The organism is Streptomyces sp. NPDC111606, from assembly GCF_055656945.1.
In genome coordinates, this window is sequence record NZ_JBVKBY010000016.1 from 25,285 (window position 1) to 44,910 (window position 19,626).

A 19,626-nucleotide genomic window follows, 5' to 3' on the forward strand; every position below is an offset into this window, starting at 1 on the left:
AGAGCGGAGCGGAGCGCCGGCCGGTTCCTGGCACGGACTGCTGTGGCGCAGGCCGTGCCGTCCCCGCTGACCGGCTGGGCTTTCGGCCTCGTCTGTGGAACGGCGAATCCTTACCGAGGCCCCCTCGCTCCCCACGCGTACCAAGACCAGGGTCCGGTCGGCATCTCCATAGCCATCACTGACATGGCCTCGGGCATCGTGGTCGCCGCCAGCAGCTGCCCCGCCCTCTCCCCTACCCGCCGTCGCAGCCGCCGACCACCTATCGCCGACGAGCGAAGAAACACCTGCCCCAGGGCGGCACCGTCGACGGCACGGCCGTGAGCTTGCCGCTCAGCAACGCATTGCTCGGCAAGGCTGTTCGCACTCATGGGCGATGGCGAATGGGGCGGCGCACGACCGGGGCTCCGAGGGCGGGCCCAACCTGAACGTAGGCGGAGTACTTGGCGAGTCCCGTCATCAAAATCGCCGCAGCGTTCCCGGCGTCGCATGGATCGGCATGGCTCGGCCGGTCCAGGCACCGCCAGAGCGCTTCGATGCGCCCCGCCCCGCTGAGTCGGACGGCCGCAGCCCTGGTCACAGGCGCGCGACGTTCGGCCGGACCGGCCGCAGCAAAGAGAGCTGCCAGCCGTAGCGCTGGTCCGCGCCCGCCAGGAGCCGGCTGCACCGACCTTCATCATCAAGGAGCGAAGACATAACGGACTTGGTTCGTCGTCAACTCCCGGGCGCGTTCAATGCATTGACACGTGCATTACAGAGGCTTTACGTTCCGGCCATCTGAGAGCGCTCTCAGACTCCTCTTCTGTGAAGACTTGAGGTGCCGCATGCCATCCCCACGCACCAGACCGGCCGTCATACTGCTGCTGGCCTCAGCGCTCGCCGTCGTCGGCCTGGTCCCGGCCGCCGTACCGGCGGCCGCGGCTACCGTTCCCGTAGGCTCCGGCAGCTACTCCGACACCCGGCCCGCCGGCACGTCGGGCCCCACCACCAACACAGGAACACCCGTCACACCCAAGCTGACCAGCGCCGCCCGGAACCGGCCCGTGCCCACCAACGACTGGTGGTCCTCCCTCGCCTTCCAGCGCTACGGCGACAACCCCTGGTCGACCCCCATGTACGGGCACCCACTCACGTACCAGGCCACGGCCGGCGGACTCGACGTCGGCTACCCGACGTCACCCGCGATCGTCGGCGACGGCCGACAGTACGAGTACGCCCACAAGCGCGACCTCACCATCGGGCTGTCCGGCCTCAACTCCCCCGACACCAAGGCCGACGACTGGTCCGACTGGACGGTCACTCCCCTGTGGTCCGACGGTGCCCGAACCCTGCGTACCACCATCGGCCACGGCTCCCCGTTCGTATACGCGAGAGGCTCCGGCGGCAACGCCCAGATCACCACCGCCGGTGCGCCCACCGTCTTCGCCGACCAGACCAACGTCCTCGGCATCACCGTCGGCGGGCACCACTACGCCCTCTTCGCGCCGACCGGCAGCGACTGGAACGTCGCGGGCTCCACCATCACCGCCGGTCTCGGCTCCAAGGACTACTTCTCCGTCGCTGTGTTGCCGAACACCGATGCGCTGGCGACGTTCAAGAAGTACGCCTACAGCTTCGTCACCGACTCCAAGGTGACCTGGAGTTACTCCGGTGGCACGGTGAACGCCACCTACACCCTCACCACGGAGGCGAAGGAAGGCACCGAGCGCGGCGCACTCCAGGCGCTCTACCGCCACCAGTGGCTGAACACGACCGACGCCCTCACCTCGTACACGTACGTCTCACCGCGCGGCACCATGAAGGTCCGGGAGTCGGCCTCGTTCACCACGACCCAGAAGGCGGCTGCGGTCCTGCCCGCACTGCCGAAGTCGAACGGTGTGGACGCCGCCCGGCTGCGCGGATACCTGAACGAGGTCGTGAATGCTGCCGACCCCTTCTCCGGGGCCACCGACACGTACTGGACCGGCAAAGCCCTCGGCCGCCTCGCCCAACTCGTTCCGGTGGCCGAGCAGATCGGTGAGACCGGCATCCGCGACAGGCTGCTCGGCCTGATGAAGGGCAAGCTGCAGGAGTGGTTCACGGCGGGCGGCGCGAACGAGTTCAGCTACGACAAGGATTGGAAGACCCTCACCGGCTATCCCGCGTCCTACGGCAGCGACACCGAGCTCAACGACCACCACTTCCACTACAGCTACTACGTCTACGCGGCGGCGATCGTCGCCCAGTACGACCAGGGATGGGCCGCCGACTCCGCATGGGGCGGCATGGTCAAGACCCTCGTGCGGGACACCGCCAACCCCAGCCGCACCGACAGCGCCTTCCCCTTCCTGCGCGGCTTCGACGTCTACGCCGGCCACAGCTGGGCATCCGGCCATCAGGGCTTCGCCGCCGGCAACAACCAGGAGTCCTCCTCCGAGTCCACCAACCTCAGTGCAGCCCTTGTCCTTTGGGGCTCCGCGACCGGAGACACCTCGCTGCGTGACCTCGGCACCTTCTTGCTGACCACCGAGTCGGAATCGATAGCCCAGTACTGGTTCGACGCCGACGAGCAGGTCTTCCCCTCCTCGTTCGGGCACGACACGGCAGGCATGGTCTGGGGCAGCGGCGCCGCCTACGCCACCTGGTGGACCGCCAACCCCGAGGAGATCCACGGCATCAATGTCCTGCCCGTCACCGGCGGGTCACTCCACCTCGGCGGTGAGAAGGCCGCCATACGCCGCAACATCGCCGAGATGGAACGGGAGAACGGAGGCCCGGCCGTCGAATGGCGCGACATCCTCTGGGAGTTCCAGTCCCTGGCCGACCCTGCCACGGCCAAGGCGAAGTGGGACGCCGGTAACGCCGGATACACCCCGGAGCAGGGAGAGTCCAAGGCACACACCTACCACTGGATCAACACCCTCGACACGCTCGGCGCCCCGGACGCAACGGTGACCGGCGACATCCCCACCTCCGCCGTCCTCACCAAGGGGACGACCCGCACCTACGTCGCCCACAACCACGGATCGTCAGCCCGTACCGTCACCTTCTCGGACGGCAAAACCCTTTCCGTTCCGGCTCGTTCCACCGCGACCGGCACCGGGGCGGGGTCGCAGGACCCCGACCCGGATCCCGACCCGCCGACGGGGAACACCTTCCAACTGCGCAGCGGTGGTGTCCTGACCACGGCAACCGGTGGTACCGCGGGCAGCGACACGATCGCCTCCGCGGGCGGCGCCAACCACGACGGCACCCCGCACCAGCCCCTCGTCTACGAGGTTCGCGGAGTCAACGGCACGCTCACCGCGGGAGTCGGAACCACGTTCCGGCTCCAGGTGGACGCCGACACCAGTGTCGGTCTCGGTCAACAGGCGCGTGTCAGTTACGACTTCACCGGTGACGGCAGCTTCGACCGGACCGAGACCTACAACTACTTCGCCACCGACCCGGTCGCCGGGTGGGAGGAGTACACGCAGGCGCGCGGCCTCAAGGCGTCCACGGGCACACTGGGCACTCTCAAGGGCGGAACCGTACGTCTCGAAGTGTGGAGCGCCATCGGCAACGGCGCCGCAAAACTGCAGACGGGCACGGACAAGTCCGTGTTGGTGATCCCCTACAGCTGATCCGGCGAGAGCCATGCGGTGGGCAACGGCGCTGGTCCGTTGCCCACCGCACCGACTTGTCCGGACAGTGATCACTCGTCCTGCCCCGGGGACGCCTGGGCGGACTGGCTATTCATGCTCGGTCTGCCAAGGATGAGGCCGGCGCTCGTCGGCGGTGGCCGTCTCGGGCGCGCTGATGTGGGTCGTCGAGTGGCCGCCCGCCCAGCCCCTCCCCTCCCATGGTCACGGCCCGGGGCAGAGGCAGCAGGTCCCTTGAAGCGGCCGACCGGCCCTCGCCGGCCTGCGCCGTGGGTGGGCCCACGGTAGAGGCCCACCGCATTCCCCGCGGGTCAGCGCAGCCAGGGGTTGCGGCGACGAGCGACAACTTGGCCCAGAACTTGCCGACGCGAAGGGCGTCGCCGGTGGAGACGGCAGCCAGGGCGATCAGGACGACGGCGTAGATCAGGTGGGCGCCGCGCCTTGGCCCTCCTCGCTGAACGACATGCGGCGGAACCGGTGGCGACGACGCTCCGCCTCCTTCCTCCCAAGTCGGCATGGCAGTCCGACACCAGCGATGGGCTGTTGCAAGCTGCGTGGACGCTCACGGCGGACACCAGACCACCACCAGCAGCCAGCCCAGGCCGTCCACGAACTGTCCTTCGCGGCCCGCCGCCCTTCCCCGCCGTCGGTGTGCGGCTGAAAGCTTACAATTCTGAGCAAATCGCAGTTTAGACTATTTTAACCTTGCAGTTCCTGCAGGCGTGTGGCCAGAATCTTCGGATCCCGCGTCCGATCTGCCCGGAAGATTCGCAGCGATGAGCCGACGGCAGCTCTGGGAGGCCGCGGGCGAATCGCAAAGGCGCCAGGAGGAAGATCTCTCGATGACCCGGCCCGATGACCCGAGCACCGCGGCGGCCCGGATGTTCGACGAGGCCGGTGCCTTCGGCGAGCTGCTGGCCGGGATCGAGTGGGCGGCGACGCCGCTCGGACCCCCCGAGTCCTGGCCGGGGCCCCTGGTGGACACCCTGCGCCTGATGCTCACCTCGGAGCACGGGATGGCTCTGTACTGGGGCTCCGAATTCGCCACGTTGTACAACCTGGGCTCCTCACCCATTGTCGGCGCCAAGCATCCCTGGGCCCTCGGCAGGCCCTACAAGGACGTGTTCCCCGAGGTCTGGGCCCACCCCGTGAGCTCCCACTTCCACTATGTGACCGACACCCGCAAGTCCCTGCTGATCCCCGATGAGCCGCTCATCATGGAGCGCCACGGCTTTCCGGAACAGTGCTACTTCGACTCCTCCTTCCAGCCCGTGCTGCTGGACGACGGCACGTCCGGCGGCGTGCTGCAGATCATCACCGAGACCACCGGCCGGGTACTGGGCGAGCGCCGGCTGCGGCTGCTGAGCGAGACCGGTGCCCGCACCGCCGGGCTGCTCACCCCGGACGAGGTCGCCCGTGTCGTAGCGGAGGTGCTGGGCTCCTATCCCGAGGAGATCCCGTTCCTGAACCTGTACCTGGCCTCCGAGCCTGGCGTGCTGCATCCGGCGGCCTCCACCGGGCTCCAGCAGACGCCCGCGGCCGTCTCGTTGAACGCGGCCGACGGGTCGGAGGTCGCAGTCCGGCTGGCACAGGTTGTCACCGACGGTGCCCCTGCCACGCTCCCGGCCGCCGCGCTCACCGGCGGCAACACCGCCGGCCGGCACGCCGCGGCCTCCCGGCTCCCGGTCGAGGAGGCGGTGGCTCTGCCGCTGGACTGCGCGGGCCAGGTGAGGGGCGTCCTGGTTGTGGGCATCAACCCCTGCTTCCCGCCCGCAGGGACCTACCGGGACTTTTTGGAGGTGCTCGCCTCCTCCGTGGCCGGGGCGCTCACGGCCGCATTCGCCCACGACGAGCAGCGCCGGCGGGCGGAGGCACTGGCCGAGCTCGACCGGGCCAAAACCACCTTCTTCGCCAACGTCAGTCATGAACTGCGCACCCCGCTCACCCTGCTCCTGGGCCCGCTTCAGCAGGCCCTGGCCGACGAGGACCGGCCCGAGCGGCGCGAGCAGCTGGAGCTGGCCGAGCGCGGCGCCCTGCGTCTGCTGAAGCAGGTCAACACCCTCCTGGAGGTCGCCAGGGCCGATGCCGGGCAGATACGTCCGGCCCTCGAGCCGGTCGACCTCGCCGGTGCCACGGCCGAGCTGGCCGGGGTGTTCCGCTCCGCCTTCGAGGCGGCCGGGTTGACGCTGGAGGTGGACTGCCCGCCGCTGTCCAAGCCGGTGCCCCTGGACCGGGAGATGTGGGAGAAGATCATCCTCAACCTGCTCAGCAACGCCCTGAAGTTCACCTTCACCGGCGGCGCCCGAGTGCAGGTGGCCGCGGCCGACGACCGCGCCCGGTTGACCGTGGCCGATACCGGCACCGGCATCCCAGCGGACGAGCTGCCGCGCCTGTTCGAGCGCTTCTACCGGGTCCGCGGCGCCCGCTCCCGCTCCCACGAAGGCAGCGGCCTCGGCCTGGTGCTGGTGAAAGACCTGGTGGAAGCGCACGGCGGCACCGTCGGCGTGGACAGTCTGGTCGGCCAGGGCACCAACGTCACCGTGTTCCTCCCGTTCGCCGCCGCCCACCGGCCCCGCCCGGGCCCGCCCGCAGCCGGCGCCGGATCCCCCGGGGAAACCCTCAGCGAAGGCGGAGGCGGCCCGTCCGGCCGCGCCGCCGCCTATGTGGACGAGGCGCTGGGCTGGCTGGCGGCTGACCCCGTCCCCGCCGCGGCGGCCCCTGCGGCCAGCGCTCCACCCAGCAGCCCCGCGACCCGCGATACCCGCCACGGCCACGGCCCCGGCGCCGGCCCGCACGAAACCGACCGCCCCCGCCGGGCCCGCCTGCTTGTCGTCGACGACAACGCCGACATGCGCGCCTACCTCACGCAGCTCCTGGAGCCCGACTACGACGTACTACTCGCCGCCGACGGCCTGGCCGCCCTGGAGATGGCTCTCGCCCAGCCGGTGGAGCTGGTGCTCAGCGACGTGATGATGCCCCGCATGGACGGCTTCGAGCTGGTCCGGGCACTGCGCGCCGACCCGCGCACCGCCCGCCTGCCCATCGTCCTGCTCACCGCCCGCGCCGGCGAGGAGGAATCCGTACGGGGCCGGCAGGCCGGCGCCGACGACTACCTGGCCAAACCCTTCTCCGCGCGCCAGCTGCTGGCGCGTGTCCACACCGGGTTGGAACTGTCCCGGCTGCGTGAACAGGTCCTGACCGAAACCCGCAACCAGCTGGCCGTGCTGGGCTCCCTGGCCGACGCGGGCCTGCGGCTGTCCGCCACCCTCGACCCGGACCAGATACTTCAAACTGCCGGCCAGATCCTGCTGCCCGACTTCGCCGACCAGATCAGCATCCACCTCACCACCGCAAAACACGCCCCGGCACAGTCGCTCCCGGCATACATCGCCGGCACCCCCCTTCTTGCCCGCGAGGCCCTGGCCACCGCCGCCACCCACGCGATCAACGGCACCGCGCAGGCCTCAGCCGGCCCGCATCCGCCGCCCACATCCATGCTGGCCCTGCCGCTGCATGCCCACGACCAGACACTGGGGGCCCTGGTACTGGTCCGACAGACCGACTACTCCGCGGTCGAACACAAGTATCTGGAGAACCTCGCCCACCGCCTGGCCCTGGCCTACGACAATGCCGCCCGGTACCACAACGAGCGCCGCCTCGCCCTGACCCTGCAGCGCGCCCTGCTGCCCCACAGCCTGCCCCAGGTGCCCGGGATGCGTCTGGCCACCCACTACAGGGCCAGCAACCGCGGCGCCGAGGTCGGCGGCGACTGGTACGACGTGCTCGCACTCCCCGACGGTGCCGTAGGGCTGGCCATCGGCGACGTCATGGGCCACGACGTGGACGCCGCCATCGTGATGGGCCAACTCCGCTCCGCCCTGCACAGCCTCGCGATGGAGGGCGCCGGCCCGGCCCAGGTACTGGCCAGGCTGGACGCCTACATGCAGTCGCTCGCCGCCGAACGCTTCGCCACTTGCCTGTACGCGGTCTACGACCCACACCACCACCGCCTGCGCTACGCAGCCAGCGGGCACCTGCCGCCGCTGCTGATAGCCACCGACACCGCCTATCTGGAGCTGCCCCCGGCGCTGCCGCTGGGGCTGGGCAGCACCCCGGTCGACCGCGAGGTGGCGTTCCCGCCCGGCACCAGCTTGCTGCTGTACACCGACGGCCTGGTGGAAAACCGGGCGCTGTCCCTGGACGGCTGTCTGGAGGCCCTGCGCCAGACCTGCGACACACTGCCCGCCGCCGCCCGCACCGACCCCCAGCAGATCACCGAACGAGCCCTGGAACTGCTCAACACCCCCGACCGGGTCGACGACGACACCGCCCTGCTCGCCGCCACCGCCGAACCATCGTCTCCAACCCGCGGCCCCCAGGCCGACTGAAGCGTCATACGACCGACCGCTCAGTCAGGTTGCCCCCGATCCGGTGTTCCGGTCACTCGCTCGTAGGCCGAGGCGAGGTTGTCGGTGGTGCCGCGGAGAGCCGAGGCCCTGCGGCGCGGCGGAGTCGGTTGGCGATCGCCACTCCCAGACCCTCCTCCGCCGGCAAGGACGCGACGATGAGGTCGCACCCCTGCTGGTCGAGCTCACGCAGGAACCCGTACAGGCCGCGCGCGTAGGCCGCCATCGAACCGGGGACCGCCACGACGGCGTGCACCTTCATCGCAGCGTTGGCCAAGGAGGGGGGAAGGAACACGCCCACTTGATGCCCCAGCTCCTGCGCGAGCTCCGCTTCGGCGACGACCTTCTCGGGCTCGACGAGGACGACCCGCGCACGCGGCGCGTAGTGCGACGGATGCTGGCCCGGCACCCGAACGTGGCTATTCGCGTTGACCGCAAGCGGGCGCCCCAGCACCGCTTCGAGGTCCTCGCACGTCACCCCGCCGGGCCGAAGGACGTTCGGGATGTCGCCCGTGGCGTCGACGATGGTCGACTCGACGCCGACCTCGCAGGCGCCGCCGTCCAGCACGAAGTCGACGGCATCACCGAGCTCGGCCCGGACATGGTCCGCCGTGGTGGGGCTGACTGAGCCGAAACGGTTGGCGGACGGGGCAGCGACACCGCCGCCGAAGGCCGCCAGCAGCGCGAGTGCGACGGGATGGTCGGGCACCCGCACGGCCACCGTCTCCAGGCCACCAGTCGCCTCGAGGGGCACCCGGCTACCGCGCCGCAGGACCAGCGTGAGTGGCCCCGGCCAGAAGTGTTCGGCCAACAGCCGCGCCGCCGCGGGCACGTCCTCCACCCAATCGCCCAAGTGCTGCGCGCCGCCGATGTGAACGATCAGCGGGTGCGAGGGAGGGCGCCCCTTGACCTGGAAGACGCGCGCGACTGCGGCGGGGTCCTCGGCGTTGGCGCCCAGACCGTAGACGGTTTCGGTCGGGAGGGCCACCAGCCCTCCGCCGCGCAGCACATCGGCCGCCTTCTCGATGTCGCTGGTACTTGCCGTCACCCTTGCAATCCTCTCCCTGATGCTGTTCCCCACATCCCATGGTCTCGTCTGCGCATAACGACCGACCCAGGGCGATGGCACCGCCTGAGCAATGGCCGTGCTCATCACGTACGGCGTCACCGGGATCAACTTCACCACCGGCGGCACCTGTACCCGGTAGTCAATTTTGATTAGTGTGTGGATATGAATGAGAAGACCATCCCGATCCTGCCGTGCCGGACCATCCAGCCCGTTGTCGACTTCTACACCGCCCTCGGGTTCGAAGTGACCTTCCAGCAGAAGAGCCCCAACCCGTACGCCGTCGTACGGCGCGGCGGCATCGAGCTCCAGTTCTTCGGGATGAAGCAGTACGAGCCGACCGAGTCATTCAGCACCTGCTACGTCCAGACCGATGACGTTGACGGGCTGCATGCCGCGTTCCGGGCCGGGCTCAAGGCGGTGTACGGGAGGATCCCGACCCGTGGCCTGCCGCGCATCGGGCCGCTCAAAGACATGTCGTACGGCGTACGGCAGTTCCTCATGACCGATCCAGGCGGCAACTGCATCCGCATCGGGCAGCAGACGAGCGAGGACCCGCACCACCGGCCCGCCCCCAAGGAGACCTTCGCCCGCGCTCTGCACCACGCGTCTCTCTTCGCGGACTCGAAAGAGGATCCGGCGGGCGCCGCAAAGACCATCGACCGGGTGCTGCACCTTGAGGATGAGCAGCCCACACCCGTGCAGTTGCTTCGCCTCCTGGTCCTGCGAGCGGACGTCGCCGGGCGTCTCGGTGACGAAGAGACCGCGACGACGGCCCTCGCCAAGGCCGCCGCGGTCAACCTCTCCGCCGAGGAGCGGGAGACGGTCCATGACGACCTCGTGCGTCTCGCGGAGCTGCGGGCCTAGCCAACGGCGTGGGTGGCAGCGGCAACGGCCGAAGCGGCGACTGGTCGTTCATCGTGGAGCACGGGCCAGCGAAGGTTGCTCCCTGGACCCTGAGTTGGGGCAGGCGGCTGGGCCTTGGGATGCGTCTCGCCCTCAACCGGCGACCGCCGCCGCAGGCAGCTCCTGCTCGGTCCACACGTACTTGCCCTCGGTCTCGTACCGGGCGCCCCAGCGGTGCGAAAGAGCCGTCACCAAGTGGAGTCCCCGCCCGCCTTCGTCGGTCTCGGCCGCCCGGCGGACATGAGGTGTCGTCAGGCTGCCGTCCGACACTTCGCAGACGAGCAAGTCGCTGCGCAGGAGACGGAGCCGGATCGGGCCGCGTCCGTACCGCACCGCGTTGGTGACCAGCTCGCTCACGATCAGCTCCGTGGGCATGACGAGGTCGTCGAGGTGCCAGGCGGCCAGCTGCTCGCGAATCAGGGCGCGTGCCTGACCGGGTGCGAGGGGGTCCTCAGGAAGGGTCCAGCCGGCCATGTCGGAAGCCTTGAACGAGCGGGGACGGGCGACGAGCAGGGCCGCGTCGTCGGTCGTGTCGGACGGCGAGGAGAGCAGCGCGTCGGTGAGCCTGGTGCAGAGCCGGTCGAGAAGCGGATCAGGTACAGGGACGTCGTGGTCCGTCGCAGGGCCGGCGCCGGAACTCACCTGCGCCAGAGTCTCGTCGAGGGTGGCCTTCAGGAGGTCCATACCTTGGCCCATGGGGCGCGTGGCCGTCTCGGCGAGTCCGTCCGTGTAGAGGACGAGCAGGCTGCCGTCGGGAACATGGAGGCGAGTTGTCTCGAACGGCGGCTCGGCCACTCCCAGCGGGGAGTTCGGCTCCAGGTCGACGAAGTGTGCCGTGCCGGACGGGTCCACGAGCACGGGTGGCGGATGGCCGGCTGTCGTGATGGTGCAGACGGCATCCGTAGGGTCGTAGACCGCGTAGAGGCACGTCGCGTAGAGGTCCTCTCCGAGGTCGGCTACGAGGTCGTTGAGGTGCACCAGCAGGTCGTCCGGGGCCAGTTCGAGGTCGGCGAGCGTTCGCACCGCGGTTCTGAGGCGTCCCATGGTCGCGGCTTCCGTCAGACCGTGACCCATGACGTCGCCGATCACGAGGGCGACACGGCCGGACGAGAGGGGCAGTACGTCGTACCAGTCGCCGCCGACATCCATGGCCTCCCCCGCCGGCAGGTAGCGGGCCGCGGCGGTGAGGGCCGGCAGGGCGGGCAGATCGCGTGGCAGGAGCCCCCGTTGCAGCTCGGTGGCCCGATCTCGATCGGCGTCGTGCAGTCGGGCACGTTCCAGAGCCTGGGCGCCCGCGCCACCTCGTACTGGAACGTCCGCCTGCTCGACCGGATCTTCGACCTCTCCGAGATCCGCGTCCACTCGCGCCGTCCCGAGAGCCGCAAGGCCTTCGCCGAGCGACTTGAGCGGGAACTCGGCAAGCCCGTCGTCGTCACCGAGGACTGGAAGACCTGCGTGGAAGGCGCGGACATCGTGGTGGAGGCCTCCCGGCTGGAGCGCCCGGAGCCGCTGCTGAAGACCGAGTGGATCGCCCCCGGGTCCCTGGTCGTGCCCTACGGAACGAACAGCGCCGTCGAACTCTCCCTCACGGACGTCATGGACAAGATCGTCGTCGACGACTGGGGCCAGGCGCACGCCGGACCGTTCGGCGCGCTGCGTGCACACGTCGACAGCGGCAGACTCGACAAGACCAATCTGCATGCCGAGTTGGGCCAGATCGTCGCCGGCAGCAAGCCCGGCCGGGAGAGCGCCGACGAGAGAAACCTGTTCTGGCACCGCGGGCTTTCCCTCTCCGACATCGCGCTGGGCGCGGCCATGCTGAAGAAGGCCGAAGAGCGCGGCCTCGGCCAGAAGCTGCGGTTCTCATGACAGGGGTCGTCGTCGACGGACGGACCCTGTCCTACGACGATGTCGTCGCCGTCGCCCACCACGGAGCCGAGGTCGTCCTGGCGGACGAGGTGCTCCCCCGCCTCACCCGCGAGCGGGCCGTCGTCGACGACGTCGTCGACCGCCAGGTTCCGACGTACGGGCTGACGACGGGGCTGGGCACCCGCTCGTCGTACGCACTGCCCCGCGACCAACTGGAGGAGTTCAGCGTCCGCACCGTCCGGGGACGGGCCAACGCGGTCGGCGACCCGCTGCCGGTCCCTGTCGTACGTGCTGCCCTTCTCGCCCGCGTCAACGGCATCGCGGGCGGCGGCAGCGGGGTGCGACCGGAGATCCCAACGCTGCTCGTGGCCATGCTCAACGCGCGGGTGCATCCCGTGATCCCCGAGGTGGGATCGATCGGCGCCTCCGATCTGTGCCAGATGGCCCACGTCGGCCTGGTCGTCCTCGGTGAGGGCAGGGCCGAGTTCGCCGGCCAGGTGCTCGATGGCGGCACGGCGCTGCGGCAGGCCGGCCTCAACCCTGCCGGACTGGGCCCGAAGGACGGACATGTGTTGTGCAGCGCGAGCCCACTGGCAGCCGGGCAGGGGGCCCTGGCCCTGCACGAGGCAGCCGCTCTCCTCACCCTGGCCCAGGCGGTCACGGCTCTGACCTACGAGGGGTTCCGGGCGAACACGAGCCCGCTCGACGCCCGCGTACTGGGTCTGCGCCCCGCCCCCGGCCAGTCCCTCGCGGCGGGCGAGCTGCTCGCACTGCTCGACGGCGGTCAGTTGAGTGATCCCCGGCACGCGCGCCGGGTCCAGGACCCCATCAGCCTGCGCTGCGCGGCCCAGGTGCACGGCGCGCTGCACGCCGCCCTGGACTTCGCCGACGCCTCGCTCCGACCCGAGCTCAACGGCTGCGGCGACAATCCGGTGGTACTGCCCGACACCGGCGAGATCCTCTCCTCCGGCAACTTCCACACCCCGGCCCTGGCCCTCGCCTTCGACACCCTCGCACTGGCCCTGACGCAGACCGCCTCGCTCTCCGCCGAGCGCATGCGACGGCTGCTCGACCCCGCCGTCAGCGGACTGCCCGCGAACCTCTCGCCGTACGGCCCGGAGCGCTCGGGCTTCGCACCGCTGGCCAAGACGGCACAGGCACTCGTCGCCGAGATCCGCATGCTGTCGGTACCCGTGTGCACGGACCCCCGTCATGGCGCCGACGCCGTCGAGGACGACTCGACCAATGCGGCGCTCGGGGCACGGCGGCTGGCCACGATCCTCGTCCGGCTACGGCAACTGCTCGCCGTGGAGGCCGTCGTTGCCGCCCAGGCCGTGGACCTGGCCGCTCCGGCCACCCTGGGACGAGGACCTCGGCTGCTGCACCACGCGGTCCGGGAGATCGTGCCCCGCCTGGACGACGACCGGCCGTGCGGGGTGGACGTGGAGGAGGTGCACCGCGACGTGCTGGGTTCGGACGACGTCCGGAGCGCGCTGCGCACCGTGGTGCAACAAAGCGCTGCACGCCGCGCACTCTCCTCCGGTCTTCGCGACGTCGGTGTCCCACCCGAGTCCTGTACACATGACTGACAAGAAGCTGTCACACACGGACCGGAATGCGGGTTCGGCCGGGGCCCGTTGTGACTGGCATGACTGTTGGAGTAGTGCTCAACACGCCCGACGCACAGAACCAGGTCGACACCAGCGTGCAGTTGGCCCAGGAGGCCGCGGACGTGGGCCTGCGGTCGGCCTGGTTCGGCCAGACCTTCGGCGCGGACTCACCCCAGCTCGCGGCGATCGTCGGGCGTGCGGTGCCCGGACTGCAGGTGGGCACCTCCGCGATCCCCGTGTTCGGCCGCCACCCACTGATCGTCTCCAGCCAGGCCCAGACCGCCCAGGCGGCGACCCACGGCCGCTACCACCTCGGGCTGGCCCTGGGTACGAAACTGCTGACGGAGACCGGCTTCGGCCTGCCCTTCGAGCGTCCCATCGCGCGTCTGCGTGAATTCCTCACCGCACTACGGCAGCTGACACAGACCGGCACAGCCGACTTCCACGGCGAGCTGCTCACCGCCGCCACCCCGATTTCGGCGCGTGTACCTGGCGCCGAGAACGGCGTTCCCGTACTGGTCGCCGCCATGGGGCCGCAGGCGCTGCGGGTCAGTGGGGAGCTGGCGGACGGGATCCTGCCCTACCTGGCGGGACCGCGTGCCCTGGCGGAGCACATCGTCCCTGCCCTCACCGCCGCGGCCGAGGCTGCCGGCCGGCCCACGCCCAGGGTCGTGGCTCTGGTGCACGGCGTGGTCACGGACGACGTGGATGCGGTACGAGCGAGGGCCACTGAGAACCTCGCGTTCTACGAGCAGATCCCGTCCTACGCACGGGTCATCGAGCTCTCCGGTGGCCGACGGGCCGCCGACCTGGCCGTAATCGGCGACGAGAAGACGGTCGAAGCCGAGGTACGCCGCTACCGCGACGCGGGCGCCACCGAGGTCGTGTTCTCGGGAACCGAGATCGCGGGAGAAGCGGACCGCCGACGCACCTGGGCGCTCCTCGGCGAACTGGCCGACTGAGTACGCCCGTCGGGCCGCGGCCCGACACCTGTCCCGTACCCCGAGCGCGGCCAAATCTCGCGTGACGAAGGAGAACTCATGCCCACCGAGGCGACCACAACGGACCTCCACGCCTTCACCGAGGACTGGCTGGAGTGGCACCGCGCCCAAGAGGCCCGGCTCACCGACCCGCACGGATTCCTGGCGGTCACCGGTCTGCACTGGCTCGACGACCGGCCGCAGCGCTTCCCCGACGCACCCGGCGCGTGGCACACCGGCCCCGACGGGGTCGTCGTGAATCTCGACGACGGCGAGGAACTGGTCGTCGGCGGAACGCCGGTGCGGGGTGAACACCGCTTCGGTGTCCTTCCCGAGCGCGGTGGCGTCGACGCGGTCTGGGGAGACGCCGTCATCGAGGTCGCCAAACGTGGCGGCAACGACATCGTGCGCCCCCGGCACCCGGACGCGCCGCTGCTCACGGCCTTCACGGGCACTCCGGCCTACGACCCCGACCCGCGCTGGGCCGTGACGGGCCGGTACATCCCCTTCGACGAGCCGCGCCCGACCACCGTGGGCGCCGCGGTCGAGGGACTTGAGCACGTGTACGACGCGCCGGGCAGGGTCGAGTTCGAACTGGAGGGGCGCCGACTGTCCCTGACGGCCTTCCCCGGGCATGTGGCGGGCAGGCTGACGGTGCTGTTCACCGACGCGACCTCCGGGGTCACCACCTACGCCGCCAACCGGGCGCTGGCCATCGAGCCGCCCGGCGCCGACGGCACGGTCGTCCTCGACTTCAACCGTGCCACGAACCTGCCGTGCGCCTACACGGACCTGGCCACCTGCCCGCTGCCGCCGGCCGAGAACCGGCTGCCGGTGGCGATCGAGGCGGGTCAGAAGATCCCCCGCGAGCGCAGCGGATCCTGAGCCGGCCGGCTGGCCGACAGCCCAGGTCAATCCTCCCAACGCCCCAGTACGCATAGGTGCGGAAGGTTCACGGCAAGCGCCTCCTGCGTACTGCGGGCGATGACCACCACGGCCTCCTCGGTGGGGTCCGGGGTGAGCGCCTCACGCGGCTGACCGGCCTAGCGGGTGCGAGGGGACCGCTGCGTGGCGGCGGTGCATTCCGCGTCCTGGGCCGCCATGACCTCGTCACCATGCTCGAAAGCCCATGCTCCGATGGCGTCGATGGGGGCCAACAAGGTCCGTCCCAGAGCGGTGAGTTGGTACTCGACCCGCGGTGGCGCCCCAGGATGGGCGTGCCGTGCCACCAGGCCGTTGAACTGCAGGCGCCGCAACGTCTCGGTGAGGACCTTGGAGCTGATGCCCCCGATCCGCTCCCGCAGTTCGACGGGGCGCCTGGGGCCGTCGCGCAGCGCCCAGAGCACCACCGCGTTCCAGGTGTTGGCGAGCAGGTCGAAGGCGAGGCGGGCGCGGCAGTCGGCGAGGAAGGCATCGGTCGTCACTTACCAAATGGTGCCCGAGAGGCTCCCTAGCGTCGTGCTGAACGGTCGAAGCAGGCGGGGAGAGGAACGCGTGATGAGAATCGGTGTGCTGGGAACGGGGAACATGGCGGACGCGCTCGCCACCCACTGGGCGCGAGCCGGGCACGAGGTGACCATCGGTGCACGGGACGCGCACAAGGCGCAGCGACTGGCGACACGTATCGGAGGCAGCGCGGCGCCTGCCAGTCTGCGCGCGGCGGCGGAGTTCGGTGAGGTGGTGCTGGTCGCGCTGCCTTTCGGGGCAGGGGCGGTCGTCGTACGGGAGCTGCGGGCATCGTTGGACGACAGGGTCCTGCTCGACTGTTCCAATCCGGTCGGGCCGGGTTTCCGACTGCTGACGACAGGGGCCCCCTCGGCGGCGCAGCAGCTGGCCGCGGCGGCACCGGGAGCTCATGTGGTCAAGGCGTTCAATCTCTGTCACGAGGATGTGTGGCGCATGCGGCCACCCGTCTTCGAGGGGCGGCCACTGGCCGTTCCCGTCTGCGGGGACAACGAGGCAGCTCTCGCCCTTGTACGTGAGTTGGTGCGGGATGTGGGCTGCGAGCCCCTGGCCGGCGGCGGCCTCGAACAGGCGGGGCTCCTGGAGGCGACCGCAGCGCTGTTCATCGCCCTGTGGGTCGGCCAAGGAGCGGATGCTCAGGCGATCGCGCCGCCGCTGGCCTTTGCCGCTGGGCCGAGTGGCCAGTGAGCGGAAGCAGTTTTCAGCAGGCGGGCCGCTCGCGGAACCACGGAAGTGCATGTCCGGCATCACGGAAGCGGGCGATTCGCCTGTGGGTGCCAGGGGTCGGCGCAGCATGCAGACGAACGAACCTGCCCAGTGTGTACGGATGAACATGCTCAAGGGGGACGGCGTGTCACAGCAGGGGAAAGAGCCGTAGGACAACGCTTGACCGACCGGCCGACGGGCGCGACGGCCCCTCAGGAGGTTTCCGGATGCTTGTGCTCGGGCGCTCGCAGGTCGAGGCCCTCATCGATTTGGACGCGCTGATCGACGCCCTGGCCCCAGCCATGGCGGACCTCAGCTCGGGCAGCGCCTCGGCACCGGCCCGGATCGCGGCGCTCGTGCCCGAGCGGGAAGGCTTCCTGGCCGCCATGCCGGGCTATGTGCCATCGGCCGATGTGCTCATGGCCAAGCTGGTCTCCCTCTTCCCACGCAATGCCGGGACTCCCCTGCCGACCCATCAAGCGGCCATCCTCGTGTTCGACTCGGCCACCGGCGAACCTGCCGCGCTGTTGGACGGTACGGCCATCACCGCTGCACGGACCGCTGCCTGCTCGGCGCTGTCGGCGCGATTGCTGGCGCGCGAGGACGCGACGCTACTCGCGGTCCTGGGTACCGGAGTACAGGCCCGATCCCACGTCCGTGCGATGTGCCGGGTGCGCCCCATCCGCGAGGTTCGAATCGCCGGCCGAGTCCCGGCGAAAGCAGCTGATCTCGCCGCAGAGCTGTCATCCGAGCTGGACGTCGAGGTGCGGGCTGTGCCGACCTACATCGAGGCGCTCGACGGTGCCCACATCGCCGCGGCGACCACCCACGCCCTCGAACCCGTGGTCCGCCGTCCCTGGCTGGCTCCTGGAGTGCACGTCACCTCGGTGGGTTACAACCCGGCCGGCCGTGAAATCGACGACGACACGATCGCCGATGCGCTCGTGTGCGTCGAATCGCGACAAGCCGCGTTGGCTCCCTTCCCGGCCGGCAGCAACGACCTGCTGATGCCCATCCAGCACGGCGTCATCACGCCCGAGCACGTGCATACCGAGTTGGGCGAAATCATCTCCGGCCACAAACCAGGCCGCACCTCACCCAGCCAGATCACCCTGTACAAGTCGGTTGGGGTGGCCGTCCAGGATGCCGTCGCCGCCGCGTTGGTCGTCACCGCCGCCCGCAGGGAGTCGGTCGGCGAGTACGTCACACTGGCGTGATGCCGAGGTTCGGCCCGGTCATTCACCGGTGGGCGGCAACCGGGCGGCGGACTCGTGACACACCGCGTGGCGCAGGTGACCCGAGCGGTGCCCGGTGAACCGGAGTCGAGCCGGAGCCGGTCCGCGAACGCAGCCATGATCGAACATGTTTGCTGCCGGAGGATACGGCAACGCGATGTCCATGAGCCCATCGAATAATGACACCAGTCAAGACTCCGTATCCGCAAAGGAAGCGGCGGCCAAGGCTCGTCGCACCACGTCGCGGGCGACCGCTCCGGCATCGAAGGCGGCGGGCAAGGCTGCCGGCAAGACCGGTGACGCGGCGTCAGCCGCCGCGGGAACGGCAGAACGGACGGCCGCGGCGACCACCGCGGTCGCCCACACGGCAGCCCAGCGCGTCGAGGCCGGCCGCCAGGCCGTCGTCGCCGCCTCGGGGCAGGCCGTCGCCCTCGCCAAAACAACCTGGACCCTCATCGCCAACCGCAAGATCGTCGTCGCGGGCGCCGGCGCCGGACTGACCGCGCTGGGCGCGGCGTCGTACGCGGCGGGCCGGCGTGCGGGCCGACGCACACTGGGTCCGATCACCCGCATGACCGGTGGCCGGATCTGACACGCCCGGCACCCTGCCCGCACAGCGGGCAAGGCGCTGCCGCAGTAGGGCAGCGGCGACTTCGCACTACTGACTTCGGCGCTTCGAGGTGGTTGGCTGGTTCGTACCGTCCGATCGAGCCGAGAGCAGAGCCTCGTGCGGCTGCCGCACGAGGCTCTGGCGCGCATGACCGCCGTACGAGGTGCTGCGGCATGGTGAGAAGGTCCGCAGACCCCGGCGTCAGACCTTCCGGATCCGGTCGGCGATCTGCGGCCTCGCCTCGAACCCGGCCGCCTCGTACGTGGCGACGCCGCCGACGTTGGAGCTCGGCGTGCACACGCGCGCGCTCGACGAGCCCATCTCCCGCAGTGCGGCCGCCCCGGCGACGGTGATCGCCCGGCCATAGCCGCGGCCGCGGTGGTCCGTGTGGACGCCCATCGGCTCGACCAGTCCTGGTTTCCCCGGGCCGGCCGACCACACCGTCACCACCGCCGCGGGGTTGCCCTGGTCGTCGTAAGCACCCAGGCAGCGAGCGTCGGCGTAGAACGGTGCCGCGGACATCTTGTGCCGGTACTCGCGCGTGGGCTTCGTGGTGTTGAACGCGGACCGCAGGACGTCGGCGAAGTCCTGCGCCTGCTCCAGGCCGATCTCCTTGATCCGCACGCCGGGGTCCTCCACCGCTTCGGCGAGGTCGCGGAAGAGCGGCGTCCACGGCTCGTCGACGCCCCAGCCCTCCTTGGTCAGCAGGTCGTGGAGCAGCAGGCCCTGCGGCGCCTCGATGGACACCGCTCCTTTTGGCAGTACGCCGCGCTCGGGCAGCGAGAAGTCCTCGACGAGTCGCCGCGCCAAGTCCTCGTCATGGAAGGCGTCGGGAGCGACCGTCATCCGCACGAGCGTCGGCGTATCCAGCATCCCGACGGCGAGGATCCGCCCGTTCCGGCTCCAGGTCCGTACCGCCGCGGCCGTCTCGGCCGTTCCGAACCGGTAGTTCCAGCCGATGTCCCCGGGATGCAGCTGCATAGGCGTTTCGTCGTGCTGCCACTCCCGCAGCGCCGTACTGGCCTGGCGCACTCCGTCGGCCGTCGGCGTACTCAGCACAATTGTCATAGCCGGGATCAGACACCCCGTCTCGGTGGCGTGCAACCGATTAACTGACCAGGCGCTTCAAGGTGATGGCGGCGGGAGGTCGTCGCTCAC

The 19,626-nt window shown here is 70.2% G+C and carries 14 protein-coding genes and 1 pseudogene; 10 read left to right on the forward strand and 5 right to left on the reverse strand.

The features are described from left to right. Positions 1-821: 821 nt before the first annotated feature. Together ACZ7M7_RS40475 and ACZ7M7_RS40480 are read left to right on the forward strand one after the other, a co-directional pair. Positions 822-3,599, forward strand: coding sequence for a glycosyl hydrolase (locus ACZ7M7_RS40475; protein WP_472125932.1), 2,778 nt, complete (start codon positions 822-824; stop codon positions 3,597-3,599). A gap of 860 nt (positions 3,600-4,459) precedes the next feature. Then, positions 4,460-8,005 carry a SpoIIE family protein phosphatase gene (locus tag ACZ7M7_RS40480; protein ID WP_472125935.1) on the forward strand — a complete coding sequence of 1,182 codons (3,546 nt, stop codon included), beginning with the start codon at positions 4,460-4,462 and terminating at the stop codon, positions 8,003-8,005. Positions 8,006-8,057: 52 nt separating this feature from the next. Here the strand turns inward: ACZ7M7_RS40480 and ACZ7M7_RS40485 are convergent, their stop codons facing one another. Next, complete coding sequence (locus ACZ7M7_RS40485; protein ID WP_472125938.1) at positions 8,058-9,071, reverse strand: L-threonylcarbamoyladenylate synthase; 1,014 nt, start codon at positions 9,069-9,071, stop codon at positions 8,058-8,060. A 183-nt stretch (positions 9,072-9,254) separates the two neighbouring features. Here ACZ7M7_RS40485 and ACZ7M7_RS40490 point away from each other — a divergent pair, with 183 nt between their 5' ends. After that, entirely contained in the window at positions 9,255-9,956 is a 702-nt protein-coding gene (locus tag ACZ7M7_RS40490) for a bleomycin resistance protein (protein ID WP_472125941.1), read from the forward strand. Between the two features lie 132 nt (positions 9,957-10,088). Here ACZ7M7_RS40490 and ACZ7M7_RS40495 read toward each other — a convergent pair whose 3' ends face one another. Beyond that, positions 10,089-11,144, reverse strand: coding sequence for a SpoIIE family protein phosphatase (locus ACZ7M7_RS40495; protein WP_472125944.1), 1,056 nt, complete (start codon positions 11,142-11,144; stop codon positions 10,089-10,091). Between ACZ7M7_RS40495 and ACZ7M7_RS40500 the strand changes: the two genes are divergently transcribed. From ACZ7M7_RS40500 to ACZ7M7_RS40515, 4 genes are all read left to right on the forward strand, one after another. Next, positions 11,061-11,864 carry a hypothetical protein gene (locus ACZ7M7_RS40500; protein WP_472125947.1) on the forward strand — a complete coding sequence of 268 codons (804 nt, stop codon included), beginning with the start codon at positions 11,061-11,063 and terminating at the stop codon, positions 11,862-11,864. The genes ACZ7M7_RS40495 and ACZ7M7_RS40500 overlap by 84 nt on opposite strands. Next, positions 11,861-13,453 (forward strand): HAL/PAL/TAL family ammonia-lyase, encoded by a 1,593-nt coding sequence (locus tag ACZ7M7_RS40505; RefSeq protein ID WP_472125950.1) that lies wholly within the window; start codon positions 11,861-11,863, stop codon positions 13,451-13,453. Before ACZ7M7_RS40500 ends, ACZ7M7_RS40505 begins: the two co-directional genes overlap by 4 nt. A gap of 59 nt (positions 13,454-13,512) precedes the next feature. Continuing rightward, on the forward strand, positions 13,513-14,436 hold the full coding sequence (locus ACZ7M7_RS40510; RefSeq protein ID WP_472125953.1) for an LLM class F420-dependent oxidoreductase: 924 nt from the start codon (positions 13,513-13,515) through the stop codon (positions 14,434-14,436). A gap of 78 nt (positions 14,437-14,514) precedes the next feature. After that, the gene (locus ACZ7M7_RS40515; protein WP_472125956.1) at positions 14,515-15,339 is read left to right on the forward strand and encodes a DUF1684 domain-containing protein; all 825 of its coding nucleotides are present in this window, start codon (positions 14,515-14,517) and stop codon (positions 15,337-15,339) included. Positions 15,340-15,365: 26 nt separating this feature from the next. Here the strand turns inward: ACZ7M7_RS40515 and ACZ7M7_RS40520 are convergent. Together ACZ7M7_RS40520 and ACZ7M7_RS40525 are read right to left on the reverse strand one after the other, a co-directional pair. Then, positions 15,366-15,473 (reverse strand): annotated as a pseudogene (locus tag ACZ7M7_RS40520) (cupin domain-containing protein); the annotation flags it as partial. A 24-nt stretch (positions 15,474-15,497) separates the two neighbouring features. Beyond that, complete coding sequence (locus ACZ7M7_RS40525) at positions 15,498-15,878, reverse strand: winged helix-turn-helix transcriptional regulator (RefSeq protein ID WP_472125959.1); 381 nt, start codon at positions 15,876-15,878, stop codon at positions 15,498-15,500. 73 nt (positions 15,879-15,951) lie between these two features. On the opposite strand from ACZ7M7_RS40525, the gene ACZ7M7_RS40530 reads away from it, so the two are divergent. The 3 genes from ACZ7M7_RS40530 (at position 15,952) to ACZ7M7_RS40540 (ending at position 18,450) form a co-directional block, all read left to right on the forward strand. Continuing rightward, positions 15,952-16,605, forward strand: a complete 654-nt coding sequence (locus ACZ7M7_RS40530; RefSeq protein ID WP_472125962.1) for an NADPH-dependent F420 reductase — start codon at positions 15,952-15,954, stop codon at positions 16,603-16,605. Between the two features lie 245 nt (positions 16,606-16,850). Next, positions 16,851-17,840: an ornithine cyclodeaminase family protein gene (locus ACZ7M7_RS40535; RefSeq protein ID WP_472125964.1), complete on the forward strand. Its 990-nt coding sequence runs from the start codon at positions 16,851-16,853 to the stop codon at positions 17,838-17,840. Positions 17,841-18,015: 175 nt separating this feature from the next. Next, positions 18,016-18,450, forward strand: coding sequence for a hypothetical protein (locus ACZ7M7_RS40540; RefSeq protein ID WP_472125967.1), 435 nt, complete (start codon positions 18,016-18,018; stop codon positions 18,448-18,450). Between the two features lie 219 nt (positions 18,451-18,669). Here the strand turns inward: ACZ7M7_RS40540 and ACZ7M7_RS40545 are convergent, their stop codons facing one another. After that, positions 18,670-19,536 (reverse strand): GNAT family N-acetyltransferase, encoded by an 867-nt coding sequence (locus ACZ7M7_RS40545; RefSeq protein ID WP_472125970.1) that lies wholly within the window; start codon positions 19,534-19,536, stop codon positions 18,670-18,672. Between the last annotated feature and the right edge of the window lie 90 nt (positions 19,537-19,626).